General features: G+C 70.5%; 12 protein-coding genes. 10 read left to right on the top strand and 2 right to left on the bottom strand.

The window, feature by feature from the left end:
* Window positions 1-109 precede the first annotated feature (109 nt).
* The 7 genes from OG252_RS02250 to OG252_RS02220 all read left to right on the top strand — a co-directional run bounded on the left by OG252_RS02250 (window position 110) and on the right by OG252_RS02220 (window position 7,199).
* Window positions 110-706 (top strand): DUF1269 domain-containing protein, encoded by a 597-nt coding sequence (locus OG252_RS02250; RefSeq protein ID WP_266452322.1) that lies wholly within the window; start codon window positions 110-112, stop codon window positions 704-706.
* Between the two features lie 148 nt (window positions 707-854).
* Window positions 855-1,973: a glycosyltransferase gene (locus tag OG252_RS02245; protein ID WP_266452324.1), complete on the top strand. Its 1,119-nt coding sequence runs from the start codon at window positions 855-857 to the stop codon at window positions 1,971-1,973.
* Between the two features lie 319 nt (window positions 1,974-2,292).
* A complete protein-coding gene (locus OG252_RS02240; protein WP_266452326.1) occupies window positions 2,293-3,099 on the top strand; it encodes an IclR family transcriptional regulator in 807 nt (268 codons plus the stop codon).
* A 100-nt stretch (window positions 3,100-3,199) separates the two neighbouring features.
* Window positions 3,200-4,207: a PDR/VanB family oxidoreductase gene (locus tag OG252_RS02235; protein WP_266452332.1), complete on the top strand. Its 1,008-nt coding sequence runs from the start codon at window positions 3,200-3,202 to the stop codon at window positions 4,205-4,207.
* Window positions 4,208-4,254: 47 nt separating this feature from the next.
* The gene (locus tag OG252_RS02230) at window positions 4,255-5,466 is read left to right on the top strand and encodes a cytochrome P450 (RefSeq protein WP_266452343.1); all 1,212 of its coding nucleotides are present in this window, start codon (window positions 4,255-4,257) and stop codon (window positions 5,464-5,466) included.
* An 18-nt stretch (window positions 5,467-5,484) separates the two neighbouring features.
* Window positions 5,485-6,570, top strand: a complete 1,086-nt coding sequence (locus OG252_RS02225; RefSeq protein ID WP_329333263.1) for an S-(hydroxymethyl)mycothiol dehydrogenase — start codon at window positions 5,485-5,487, stop codon at window positions 6,568-6,570.
* Window positions 6,567-7,199: an MBL fold metallo-hydrolase gene (locus tag OG252_RS02220; protein WP_329333261.1), complete on the top strand. Its 633-nt coding sequence runs from the start codon at window positions 6,567-6,569 to the stop codon at window positions 7,197-7,199. The genes OG252_RS02225 and OG252_RS02220 overlap by 4 nt, the downstream gene beginning before the upstream one ends.
* A 97-nt stretch (window positions 7,200-7,296) precedes the next feature.
* Here OG252_RS02220 and OG252_RS02215 read toward each other — a convergent pair whose 3' ends face one another.
* Entirely contained in the window at window positions 7,297-7,446 is a 150-nt protein-coding gene (locus OG252_RS02215) for a hypothetical protein (protein ID WP_266452349.1), read from the bottom strand.
* Window positions 7,447-8,316: 870 nt separating this feature from the next.
* Between OG252_RS02215 and OG252_RS02210 the strand changes: the two genes are divergently transcribed.
* From OG252_RS02210 to OG252_RS02200, 3 genes are all read left to right on the top strand, one after another.
* Window positions 8,317-9,309: an aldo/keto reductase gene (locus tag OG252_RS02210; protein ID WP_266452351.1), complete on the top strand. Its 993-nt coding sequence runs from the start codon at window positions 8,317-8,319 to the stop codon at window positions 9,307-9,309.
* On the top strand, window positions 9,310-9,900 hold the full coding sequence (locus tag OG252_RS02205) for a TetR family transcriptional regulator (protein WP_266452353.1): 591 nt from the start codon (window positions 9,310-9,312) through the stop codon (window positions 9,898-9,900).
* 341 nt (window positions 9,901-10,241) lie between these two features.
* Complete coding sequence (locus tag OG252_RS02200; RefSeq protein WP_266452355.1) at window positions 10,242-11,858, top strand: MDR family MFS transporter; 1,617 nt, start codon at window positions 10,242-10,244, stop codon at window positions 11,856-11,858.
* A 144-nt stretch (window positions 11,859-12,002) separates the two neighbouring features.
* Here OG252_RS02200 and OG252_RS02195 read toward each other — a convergent pair whose 3' ends face one another.
* Window positions 12,003-12,599 (bottom strand): DUF1269 domain-containing protein, encoded by a 597-nt coding sequence (locus tag OG252_RS02195; protein ID WP_266452357.1) that lies wholly within the window; start codon window positions 12,597-12,599, stop codon window positions 12,003-12,005.
* Between the last annotated feature and the right edge of the window lie 26 nt (window positions 12,600-12,625).

Raw genomic sequence — 12,625 nt, 5'->3', positions numbered from 1 at the left:
TACATGCTGTCTCACAGAGGTAGGTGGGGGTCCCGTGCAGGCGGGCGCCGCTGCCGTCCACCGTCGTATACGGGCCCGTTGCGGCTCTGCCGACCCTAGGAGAGAGCTCATGTCCGTGAACGAGAACGCCGTCGCCCTCCGCTTCGCCGACCGCGCCGCCGCATACCAGGCGCTCAGCGAACTGAAGTACCTCAGCCCCGCCACGACCGAGGTCCGCGCCGCCGTCCTGGTCGAGCGCCTCGAGGACGGCGCGGTGCGCGTACCCGAGGGCATGGACGGCGAGGAGGGACGCAACACCGCGGTCGGCGGGCTGGTCGGCTCGCTCGTCGGCATCCTCGGCGGGCCCCTCGGCGTGCTGATGGGCTGGGGCGTCGGCGCGCTGATCGGGGGAGGCCACGACTACCAGCGGGCCGAACGGGCCACCACCGCCGTCGGCGTCTTCGCCCAGCAGGTCCCGCCGGGCGGCACGGCCATCCTGGCCGAGGTCAGGGAGTCCGACACCCAGGCCCTGGACCAGCTGGCCATACGCTACGACGCCATCCTCGAACGCCGCCCGGCCGACTCCCTCCGCACCGAGCTCAAGGCCATGGAAGAGGCCGCTGACCGGAGCAGGAAGGAGGAGGCGAAGCAGCAGCGTGACCGCGAGCGCGCCGAGAAGAAGACGCGGCACGGAGCCTCGACGCACAAGCAGCCGGCCACCGCGTAACCGGGACGGGCCAATGGATGTGGGGCAACTCCCCTCGGCCCCGCATGGTGAGGGCGGGCCCACCCCGGCCCGCCCTCACCGCCTTCACCCGCCCGGCCCGTGAGAGGGCACCGCCACCCTTCACCCCCCCCCACGAGGAGTACACGTCATGCGAATCCTGTTCAGCGCCCCGGGCTCGGCCGCGCATGTCTTCCCCATGGTCCCGACCGCCCAGGGCCTGCGGTCGGCCGGTCACGACGTCCTGTTCGCCGGGCAGGCCCCGGTCAACGTGCTGAGGCCGACCGGGTTTCCCCTGGTCGAGGTGGGTGACGGAACCACCACGGCCGAGATCTTCGCTCGCTTCAGCACGAACGGGCCGAAGGAGCTCACGCAGGAGGAGATCAACCGCTTTGCTGTGATCGGCTTTGCCGAGCACAGCCGGTCGGCCCTGGGCGACCTGGTCCGGCTGGCCGAGACGTGGCGGCCGGACGTGATCGTGCACGCCACGATGCAAGGTACGGCGCCACTCGTCGCTGCCTTGCTGGGCATCCCCACAGTGGTCCACAACTTCGGTGTGACCGCGGGGCTGCCCTACGTCGAAGGGATGGCCGCCGAGTTGGCCGACGAGTACCGGGCCCGGGGGGTGACCGGGCCGCCCGAGCGCACCGTGCTCGACGTGGTCCCCGCCTCGCTCGGCGGCGACGGCACGGGCTGGCGGGTCAGGTACGTGCCGTTCAACGGCGGCGGCCCGGTGCCGGCGGACCTGGTCGCGCGCGGCGGGCGGCAGCGGGTCGTGGTCACGCTCGGCACGGCGCTGTCGCGGACGGCAGGCGCGCGGTACGTCGACCGGCTGATCGAGCAGGCGGCCATGGTGGACGCCGACTTCCTGCTCGCCCTCGGCGGCGCCGACCTCGCTCCGCTGGGCGAACTGCCGCCCAACGTAAGGCCGTTGTCGGACTGGGTGCCGCTCGCACAGCTGCTGGCCGGCTGCGACGCCGTGGTCCACCACGGCGGAGCGGGCACCATGATGGCGGCGGCGGCCGTCGGCATCCCGCAGCTGTTCCTGCCGAGTGGTGCCGACCACTTCACCAATGCCGCGGCTGCCGTTGCGCAGGGCTTCGCCCTGCGCACCGAGCCCCAGGTGGTGGACGGCGACCTGCTCGACACCCTCCTGAACGACGACTCCCTGCGCAAGGCCGCCCTTGCGATGCGTGACGAGATCGCCGCGCTCGCCTCCCCGGCCGACCTGGTGGGCGACATCGAGGACCTGGCGACGGCAGCGCGCTGAGCACCGTGTCGCCTCCCGCCCTGGCTGCCGGCCGACATGCCGGCGGCCGATGCACAGCGCGCGCAGGACGCGTTGCGCGTGGAGGTCCAGCGGGGTCTGCTGCTCACTCTGTTGTGATGGGCCCAGCGCTGCTGCGACGATGACCGCGCCGAGGGTGCGGTTCGGCTGCGCCGCCGTTTTGTGAAGCTGTTCGAGGGGTGCCCACGATCAGGATGTGGACCACTATGCGGGCGCGTTAGGTGTGCGGCACAGATGCCGACCCGTTCACTCCATGAACCATCGGGCTTGACCTGTCTGGAAGGAGTCCGGTGAGGGCCAGGTGAGGACACAACACGGTGAGTCGGTTCTGGCGAGGGCTGTGCGGATCTTCGAGGTGTTGACGCCGGAGGAGCCCGCCCTGACCGTCTCGGAGATCTCCCGGCGTACGGGGTTGCACGTGGCGACCGTTTCGCGTCTGGTGGCCGAGCTGGTGTCGTTCGGGTTCCTGACCCGGGACGACGACCGCCGGTTGCGGAGCGGCATGCGTCTGTGGGAGCTGGCCACCCGCGCTTCGCCCTCCCTGTCCCTGCGCAATGCGGCCATGCCGTTCATGGAAGGCGTCCACGACGTCGTCGGCCACCACGTGCAGCTCGGTGTGCTGGACGGCGATGAGGCGCTGTTCCTGGAGCGGCTGACGGCACCGGGCGCGGTCATCAACTACACCCGCATCGCGGGTCGCCTGCCGCTGCACGCCTCCTCCATCGGCCTGGTCCTCCTCGCCCATGGGCCTGCTGACCTGCGCCGACGGGTGCTCGACGGACGCCTGCACCGGTACACCCCGAATACCCCCGCCACCGCCGCGCGGCTGCGGGCCGTTCTGGCCGACGTGCGGCAGCAGGGATACGCGTACTGCCCGGGATACGTGCATCCGGACGCCATGGGCGTGGCGGCACCGGTGCGTGACGCGAGCGGTGAGGTGGTGGCCGCGCTGGCGGTGATCGTCCCCAACGAGTCGGGGGCCTCGTCGGTCGTGCCCGTGGTGCGGACGGCGGCACGCGGCGTCTCCCGTGCGCTGGGGGCACCGGATGCTCCGGGGCGGGGCCGAGCGCCCGGTGACTCAGGTGGTGGTAGGGCAGCGGCCGTATGACAGCCGGCGGAAGTATGTCTCTCACTGGTTGAGAATGCCGTCGCGGCCGTCCGTCGTCGCCGCGCATCCTGCGTGCAACCCAACGACGGGAGGCGACAACGTGGTCGGAACCAGTGTGGTTGCGGATGCCGGATCCGGCGCCGGTCCGGGACGGCCGGCGCCGAGGGACGCGGCGACTCTGACGGTCTCCGCCAGGGAGGACATCGCCGAGGGTGTCGTGTCGCTCACCCTCACCCACTCGGGCGGTGCCCGGTTGCCGGACTGGACGCCGGGATCCCACATCGACCTGGTGCTGCCGGAGGGGACGACCCGGCAGTACTCCCTGTGCGGCAACCGATGGGACGCGCACACTTACAGGATCGCCGTGCTGCGGGAGCCCGCGGGCCGGGGAGGGTCCGCTTACGTGCACGACCGGTTGAGCTCGGGGGACCTCGTTGGGGTCGGTGGCCCGCGCAATCACTTCCCCCTCGTACCGTCGGAGAAGTACCTCTTCATCGCGGGCGGCATAGGCATCACGCCGCTGCTGCCGATGGTGCGGCAGGCCGAACTGCTCGGTGCGGAGTGGCAGTTGCTGTACGGGGGGCGTACGCGGTCGTCGATGGCCTTCGGCGAGGAGCTTACGGAGGCCTACGGCGAGCGGGTGCACATCGTCCCGCAGGACGAACTCGGGCTGCTGGACCTGGCGGTCTGGCTGGGCACACCGCGACCGGACACCAAGGTGTACTGCTGCGGCCCCGCCCCGCTGCTCGCCGCCGTCGAAGCGGCATGCGTGGCCTGGCCGCCGTACGCCCTGCGCACCGAGCGCTTCACCGCCGCCGCGCAGACCCCGCCGGTCCGCAAGGCGCCCTTCGAGGTAGAACTGCGGCGCACCGGACGCACGGTCACCGTCACCCCGGACGTGTCCGTGCTGGAGGCGGTGCGCCGGGCCGGCGTGGGCGTGCTCTCCTCCTGCGAGCAGGGCACCTGCGGCACATGTCTGACGCCAGTGCTGGACGGGCGGCCGGACCACCGGGACTCGGTGCTGGCCGACCACGAACGGGCGGCGAACGACTGCATGTTTCTGTGCGTGTCGCGCTCGTGCGGCGACCGCCTCGTCCTCGATCTCTGAGACCGACCTCTGATCGCTGAGCCCTTTCCCCTTCCCAAGGAGCCGTGATGACCGAGGCACTGGAGCATTCCGTCGTGCCGCCCGTAAGTGACGTCGACCCGTTCGCCCACGACGTCCTGCTGGACCCCGAACCGCTGCACGAGGCGCTGCGCGATGCCGGTCCGGTCGTGTACCTCTCCCGTCATGACGCGTACGCGCTGGCCCGCTACGAGCAGGTCCATGCCGCACTGGTGGACTGGCAGCGTTTCGAGTCGGGTTCGGGCGTCGGCCTGGCCAACTTCCGGCACGAGGAGCCGTGGCGGACGCCGAGCCTGCTGCTGGAGGCGGACCCGCCCCGCCACGACGCCCCCCGCCGGGTGTTGCGGGAGATCCTCGCCCCGCCCGCCCTGCGCCGCCTGCATGAGACCTGGAACAACGTGGCGGAGGAACTCGTCGAGCAAGTCCTCGCCGAAGGAGCCGAGTTCGACGGCTTCACGGCGCTGGCGGAGGCGTTCCCACTGCGGGCCTTCCCTGACGCGGTGGGCCTCGGCCCGGACGGCCGGGAGAACCTCCTGCCGTACGGCAACATGGTCTTCAACGCCTTCGGCCCTCGCAACGACCTCGTCAGGGCGGACGCCCACCGGCTGTCCGAACTGTCGGCATGGGTCAACGCCCAATGCCGGCGGGAGGCGTTGAGCGAGGACAGCTTCGGAGCTGCCATCTGGGCGGCTGTGGACCGTGGAGATCTGACACACGAGCAGGCACCGGTGGTGGTGCGCTCCCTGCTCTCGGCCGGCGTCGACACCACCGTGCACGGCCTGGCAGCCTGCTTGTACGCCTTCGCCACCCATCCCGAGGAGTGGCAGCGTCTGCGGGAGCGGCCGGAGTTGGCGCGCGCCGCGTTCGACGAGGCGGTCCGCTGGCAGTCGCCGGTGCAGACCTTCTTCCGTACCGCCACCACCGACGTCGCCATCGCCGGCACGGTCATCCCCGCTGACACGAAGATCCTCATGTTCCTCGGCGCGGCCAACCGCGACCCGGCCCGCTGGAGGGACCCCGACCGCTTCGACCCCACCAGGGACCCCTCCGGCCACGTCGGCTTCGGCATGGGCATCCACCAGTGCATCGGCCAGCACGTGGCCCGCCTGGAGGCCGAAGCGCTGCTGACCGCGCTGGCCCGACGCGTCGAGCGGTTCGAGGTGACCGGAACCCCGCGCCGCCACCCCAACAACACCCTGCGCTCATGGGCGTCCCTGCCCCTGCGCGTCCAGCCCGTTTGAGCAGGAGGGAATCCAGCAATGTCCCAGCAGGTACGAGGCGTCGTCGCGAGGGCCAAGGGCGCGCCGGTCGGCATCGAGACGATCGTGATCCCCGACCCGGGGCCGGGGGAGGTGGTGGTACGGATCCAGTCGTGCGGGGTCTGCCACACCGATCTCCACTACCGTGAGGGCGGCATCAACGACGAGTTCCCCTTCCTGCTCGGCCACGAGGCTGCCGGGATCGTCGAGTCGATCGGTGAAGGCGTGCCCGACGTGCAGCCGGGCGACTTCGTGATCCTCAACTGGCGTGCCGTGTGCGGCCAGTGCCGGGCCTGCCGACGCGGGCGGCCCTGGTACTGCTTCGACACCCACAACGCCCGGCAGAAGATGACCCTCGCCGACGGCACCGAGCTGTCTCCGGCCCTGGGCATCGGCGCCTTCGCCGAGAAGACCCTGGTCGCGGCCGGGCAGTGCACCAAGGTCGACCCAGCCGCGTCACCGGCCGCGGCAGGCCTGCTGGGCTGTGGCGTGATGGCGGGCATCGGCGCGGCGATCAACACCGGTGCGGTCACCCGCGGTGACTCCGTGGCCGTCATCGGCTGCGGAGGAGTCGGCGACGCGGCAGTTGTGGGTTCCCAGCTGGCGGGTGCGGCGAAGATCATCGCGGTGGACATCGACGACCGTAAGCTCGCCACCGCCGCGTCTCTCGGTGCCACGCACACCGTCAACTCGCGGGAAACGGACCCGGTGGAGGCCGTACGCGAACTGACCGGCGGCTTCGGCGCGGATGTGGTCATCGAGGCCGTAGGCCGCCCGGAGACGTACCGGCAGGCCTTCTACGCCCGTGACCTGGCCGGCACGGTCGTCCTCGTCGGCGTACCCACGCCCGAGATGAAACTCGAACTGCCGCTGCTGGACGTCTTCGGCCGCGGCGGGGCGCTGAAGTCCTCCTGGTACGGCGACTGTCTGCCCTCGCGGGACTTCCCGTTGCTGATCGATCTGTATCTCCAGGGCCGTCTGGACCTCGATGCGTTCGTCAGCGAGACGATCGCCCTGGACGGGGTCGAGGATGCCTTCGCCCGGATGCACAAGGGTGACGTGCTCCGCTCGGTGGTCGTGTTGTGACGGCCGCCCGCATCGGACACCTGGTCACGTCCGGCACCTTCAGCCTGGACGGCGGCACCTGGGACGTCGACAACAACGTGTGGATCGTGGGCGACGACGAAGAGGTGATTGTCATCGACGCCGCTCACGATGCCGACGCCATCGGCGCCGCCGTCGGCGACCGGCGGCTGCGGGCCATCGTGTGCACCCATGGCCACGACGACCACATCGACGCCGCTCCCGCTCTGGCCGACGCGACCGGTGCGCCGATCCTGATCCATCTCGACGACCGGCTGCTGTGGAAGCACACCCACCCGGACCGGAAGCCTGACGGCTACCTCTCCGACATGCGCCGAATCCGTGTGGCCGACATCGAACTGACGGCGCTTCACACCCCCGGCCACACGCCTGGAGCGATCTCGCTGCACGCCCCGGACCTGGGCACGGTGTTCACCGGCGACACCCTGTTCGCCGGCGGACCGGGGGCCACCGGGCGGTCGTACTCCTGCTTCCCGACGATCGTCCGTTCCATCCGTGACCGGCTGCTGGTGCTGCCGCCGGAAACGGTGGTCCGCACCGGCCACGGCGAGTCGACCACCATCGGTGCCGAGGCCCCGCACCTCGAGGAGTGGATCGCCCGGGGCCACTGAGTCCGACGAAGCCGCCGCCTTGGCCGGACGGCGAAGACGCCACGGTCGGTGCGCACGGTGCGTTGCGTTGCCGACCGCCGCCTGTGGACCAGGCCGGTCAGACCAGCTTTGTGACGATGTCAGCCACCTGCCCGGGCATCGACAGGAACGGTGAGGAGTCGATCGCCTCTGCGGAGGCCGGGTTGTCCCGGAAGGCGGCGTCCGCCTCGCCGATGACCTCCAGCTGTTGGGTCGGGCGGACCGCCATGTCCCAAGCGCAGGTGACATAGGCGCGGGGCACCGAGCCACAGGCGTCGCCGGTCAGCGTTGTCGCTTGGAGCGCGATGCTGACGGGAGCGTCTGGGGTCGGCAGGCCAAGGGCCGGTATCCGCCACGCATGTCCGTTCGGTGAACAGGCGCGTCAACCGGGGCTCGTAGCCCTTCGCTCCATGCGCCGGGTGATTGTCGGCCGAGCACCTCGTCGAGCGCTCCCCCCAACTCCGGCTAACGGCGGCACGGTTAGGGGTTACAACATTTGAAATCTGTAACCCCAATGTTGTACGGTCCACGCTATGGACGCACGAGTCCCAGGAGTCGCCACGGGTGGCCCGAAGGCCCTGTCGAACAATTGGGGCGGGCGGGACGAGGACGAGCAGCGCAGCACTCGACCTCGTCACCGGGGACGCCTGCGCCCGGGGCGCAGCCAAGGTCCGCACCGCGCGGGCGGCGTTACTGGCCGTGGATGGACTGCGCCTCACAATCCTGGCCAACCGATGCCAAGGATGAGGCCGGTTGCGGTGTGGCGGGTGCACGGGCGCGGTGTGTCGCTTTGCGCCGGTGACATCGGCGACGCGCCGGCGTCGGACTTCGCCTCCTCGTCGCCGTTGCGCGGGGTCGCTCTGCCCAGGAGGGGCATGCCCCTGCTCGCTGCCGTCGAGGTGGACGAACTCGCCGCCGACTGCGCGAAGCCGGGGCGGCGCGCCTGCCGGTGCCCGGTTGGAGCTGGTGGCCAGTGTTGTGGACGCTCCGGCGTCGCACCGAGGCGGAGGGGTCGGAGCGCCGGTCGTTGGCACGGCTGCTCAGTTGCACAGTCAGCTATGAGCACAGTCAGGTGTTCGTTCACCGGGAGGTATGAGTCATGGAAACACGGCAGCTGGGGGCCGGTGGTCCGCGTGTCTCGGCGTTCGGTCTGGGTTGTATGAGGATGTCGAACAGCACCGCTGCGGCAGATGAAGCGGAGGGCATTGCGACGATCCGTGCCGCGCTCGATGCGGGAGTCACCCTGCTGGACACCGGTGACTTCTACGGAACAGGCCACAATGAGGAGTTGATCCGCCGGGCGTTGTCCGCCGGGGGCCGGGAAAAGGCCGTTCTCAGCGTGAAGTTCGGAGCGATGACGGATCCTGATGGGAACTTCGGCGGCATGGACGGGCGTCCGCAGGCCGTGAAGAACTATCTGGCCTACTCGCTGCAGCGGCTCGGCACCGACCACGTCGACATCTATCGCCCGGGCCGCCTCGATCCGACGGTGCCGATCGAGGACACGATCGGAGCCATCGCCGAGATGGTGCAGGCCGGGCACGTGCGTGCGATCGGACTGTCGGAAGTCGGTTCGGAGACGATCCGGCGGGCTCACGCGGTTCACCCGATCGCCGATCTGCAGGTCGAGTACTCCCTGTTCAGCCGCGGCATCGAGGGCGGTGTCCTGGACACCTGCCGGGAGCTGGGCATCGCCGTCACGGCCTACGGCGTGCTCTCCTACGGGCTGCTGAGCGGAAACTGGACGCGGCAGGCCCCCTCACCGACTGACCTTCGGGCGTTGATGCCGCGCTTTCAGGACGGCAACGTCGAGAGCAACCTCAAACTGGTCCAGGCACTGCACGAGATCGCCGACGCCCGTGGGGCCACGGCGGCGCAGTTGGCCATTGCCTGGGTGCTCGCCCAGGGCCGCGAGCTGGGTGACATCGTCGCCATTGTCGGGTCGCGCACGCGTCAGCAGCTGGACGAGGCGCTGCCGGCGGCCGGGCTGGTCCTGACCAAGGAGGAGCTGGCAGCGATCGAGAAGGCAGTACCGATCTCCGCGGTCGCCGGGGACCGCGGAATGCCGGGTACGAGGGTCGGGGAGCGCTGAATGCGTTCGGGCACGGCGCTGGACGCCGAGACCGTCCTGGCCGCCACCGAGGACGTGCTGCGCCGCTACGGGCCGGAGAAGGCCACGGTGCTGGACGTGGCGCGCGCTCTGGGCGTCAGCCACGCCAGCGTCTACAAGCACTTCCCGTCCAAGGCAGCACTGCGCGAAGCCGTCACCCGGCGCTGGATCAGCCGCGCGCACGGCAACCTCGCGGCGGTCGCGGCCGACACCCGTTTCGCAGCGCCCGAGCGGCTGCGCGCCTGGCTCACGGCGCTGTTCGCCTCCAAGCGAGCGGTGACGTCCGAGGACCCGCAACTCTTCGCCACGTACCGGGTCCTGGAGGCCGAGCACAGTGGCGCGGTCGCCGACCACATTGCCGACCTGATTGAGCAACTGCGCGTCATCATCGCCGACGGAGTCGCCAGCGGGGACTTCACCTCGGCCGACCCTGCCGCGACGGCGCGGACCGTCTTCGAAGCCACCATCGGCTACCACCACCCCGTCCACGCCGCCCAGTGGCAAGCCCCAGGGGCCGACGCCGCCTTGGAGGCCCTCTGCACGCTCCTCCTCGACGGACTGCGCTCTCGCTGACCACCATTGCCCCCACCACCGGCCTGGCTGCGCCACGCGCGCATGCCTGAGGCTTCCGCGTCACCCGCGTAGCCATCCAGGCCGGCGATGGGCCTCAACAGCGGCTCGGGCGGCGGTCGGAGACCCTGATCGCCGCGTTCTCCCTGACCGCCCGTGCGCACCGGCATGGAGCGCCGGGGGAGCCAGGAGTCCTCTGTCACGGGGACTCCCCGGTTCCCTACGTCGAACGCTTCGTGGAACTCCTGCACGCCCTGCTGACCCCGTGACGGCCCGGTGGCCACGCGCACGCTCGGGCCGTCACGTGCTCCCTCGCCCTCACTCATTCACTCAAGGAGCTCCCCATGAGCGATTTGACTCCGGCCGTGGAGCCGCAGGAACACAACTCCTCCGGCTCGCCTCGCCACTTCGGCCTCATATTCGCCGCCCTCATGGCCGCGATGCTGCTCTCGTCCCTGGACCAGACGATCGTCAGCACCGCGCTGCCCACCATCGTCGGCGAGCTGCACGGCGTGAACCACATGGCGTGGGTGACCACCGCGTACATCCTCGCGGCCACCATCGCCATGCCCGTCTACGGCCGCCTCGGCGACCTGCTCGGCCACAAGGTGCTGTTCCTCGGAGGTATCGGCGTCTTCCTCGCGGGCTCCGTGGTCGCGGGCGCGGCACAGGACATGACCTGGCTGATCATCGGCCGGGCCGTACAGGGTCTGGGCGGCGGCGGACTGATGATCACCTCGCAGGCGGTCATCGCCGACCTCGTACCGCCGCGGCAGCGCGCGAGATACATGGCCCCGATCGGTGCCGTCTTCGGCCTCTCCGCCGTCGCCGGACCGCTGCTCGGAGGCTGGTTCACCGACAGTATCGGCTGGCGCTGGTGCTTCTGGATCAATCTGCCGGTCGGCGCCCTGGCCCTCGCCGTCGGCGCGTTCGCTCTGCGCCTGCCGCGCAGAGCCGTCGAGGTCGCCTTCGACTACATCGGCTTCGCCCTCATGGCGGCCGCGGTGACCTGCACGGTCCTGGTTGCCACCTGGGGCGGCACTGAGTACGCCTGGTCCGACCCGCTCATCATCGCCATGTCCGTCGGAGGCCTGCTGGCATGGGTGCTGTTCTTCCTCTCCCAGAGCCGTTCCGCGGAGCCGATCATCCCGCTGTGGCTGTTCCGCAGTCGGATCTTCAACATCGCCACCCTGATCGGGCTTCTGGTCGTCGGTATCGGCATGTTCGCCATCATCGGCTACCTGCCCACGTACTTGCAGATGGTGTACGGCCTCAGCGCCACCGAGTCCGGGCTGCTGCTCATCCCCATGGTCGTCGGCATGATGGCCACCGCCCTCCCGTCCGGACGGGTGATGAGCAACACCGGCCGCTACAAGATCTTCCCCATCGTCGGCACGGTCTTCGTGTGCGTCGCCGCGCTGCTGATGTCCACCCTGGACACCGAGACCTCACTCGTCCTGGTGTGCGTCTACGTCTTCCTGCTGGGCGCCGGTCTCGGCGGGACGATGCAGCCCCTGGTCCTGGCCGTGCAGAACGACTTCCCCGCTTCCGACGTGGGCACCGCGACCTCCGCCAACAACTTCTTCCGCGAGATCGGCTCCACCCTTGGCACCGCGGTCGTCGGCTCAGTATTCGCCCACCGCCTCACGGACCAGCTCAGCGACCGCCTCCCGGCCGACGCCGCCAGTACCGTGGGCGACCCCCACTCGATCACCCCGGCCCTGGTCCATTCTCTCCCGGCCGAGATCCAGGACGCGGTGATCCTGGCTTACCAGCACGCCCTGACACCGGTCTTCCGCTACCTGGTCCCCGTATTCCTCCTCGGCCTCGTGCTTGCCTTCCTCCTCCCGGAGAAGAAGCTCGCCGACGGCGACGGCGACGACCCCGCGACGACGCCGGCCGCCCAGCCCGGTGAGACAGGGCCGGACAACGCTGAGGTATCGGCGCCGACAGGGCAGTGAGCCGCAGGCGTCGGCCACACGATCCGGGACGGTCAACTGTTGGACAGGCCCCCGGGTGAAGGCGGTGAGGGCGGGCCGGGGTGGGCCCGCCCTCACCATGCGGGGCAGGGGGGAGCTGCCCCACGTCTGCGGCGCCCGTCCCGGTTATGCGGTGGCCTCCCGCGGCGGTGTCGCGCCGCCCTTCTTCGCCTTCTTCTCGGCGCGCTCGCGGTCACGCTGCTGCTTCGCCTCCTCCTTCCTGCTCCGGTCAGCGGCCTCTTCCATGGCCTTGAGCTCGGTGCGGAGGGAGTCGGCCGGGCGGCGTTCGAGGATGGCGTCGTAGCGTATGGCCAGCTGGTCCAGGGCCTGGGTGTCGGACTCCCTGACCTCGGCCAGGATGGCCGTGCCGCCCGGCGGGACCTGCTGGGCGAAGACGCCGACGGCGGTGGTGGCCCGTTCGGCCCGCTGGTAGTCGTGGCCTCCCCCGATCAGCGCGCCGACGCCCCAGCCCATCAGCACGCCGAGGGGCCCGCCGAGGATGCCGACGAGCGAGCCGACCAGCCCGCCGACCGCGGTGTTGCGTCCCTCCTCGCCGTCCATGCCCTCGGGTACGCGCACCGCGCCGTCCTCGAGGCGCTCGACCAGGACGGCGGCGCGGACCTCGGTCGTGGCGGGGCTGAGGTACTTCAGTTCGCTGAGCGCCTGGTATGCGGCGGCGCGGTCGGCGAAGCGGAGGGCGACGGCGTTCTCGTTCACGGACATGAGCTCTCTCCTAGGGTCGGCAGGCA

This window comes from Streptomyces sp. NBC_01352, assembly GCF_036237295.1.
GTDB lineage: Bacteria > Actinomycetota > Actinomycetes > Streptomycetales > Streptomycetaceae > Streptomyces > Streptomyces plumbiresistens.
The sequence above is the reverse complement of the archived record's forward strand: the minus strand, read 5'-3'. Positions and strand labels throughout refer to the sequence as shown.

Bases quoted from the DNA above. Each gene is read 5' to 3' on its own strand.
- OG252_RS02250 (WP_266452322.1), top strand. From the start codon at position 110: ATGTCCGTGAACGAGAACGCCGTCGCCCTCCGCTTCGCCGACCGCGCC.
- OG252_RS02245 (WP_266452324.1), top strand. From the start codon at position 855: ATGCGAATCCTGTTCAGCGCCCCGGGCTCGGCCGCGCATGTCTTCCCC.
- OG252_RS02230 (WP_266452343.1), top strand. From the start codon at position 4,255: ATGACCGAGGCACTGGAGCATTCCGTCGTGCCGCCCGTAAGTGACGTC.
- OG252_RS02225 (WP_329333263.1), top strand. From the start codon at position 5,485: ATGTCCCAGCAGGTACGAGGCGTCGTCGCGAGGGCCAAGGGCGCGCCG.
- OG252_RS02215 (WP_266452349.1), bottom strand. From the start codon at position 7,446: ATGGCGGTCCGCCCGACCCAACAGCTGGAGGTCATCGGCGAGGCGGAC.
- OG252_RS02210 (WP_266452351.1), top strand. From the start codon at position 8,317: ATGGAAACACGGCAGCTGGGGGCCGGTGGTCCGCGTGTCTCGGCGTTC.
- OG252_RS02205 (WP_266452353.1), top strand. From the start codon at position 9,310: ATGCGTTCGGGCACGGCGCTGGACGCCGAGACCGTCCTGGCCGCCACC.
- OG252_RS02200 (WP_266452355.1), top strand. From the start codon at position 10,242: ATGAGCGATTTGACTCCGGCCGTGGAGCCGCAGGAACACAACTCCTCC.
- OG252_RS02195 (WP_266452357.1), bottom strand. From the start codon at position 12,599: ATGTCCGTGAACGAGAACGCCGTCGCCCTCCGCTTCGCCGACCGCGCC.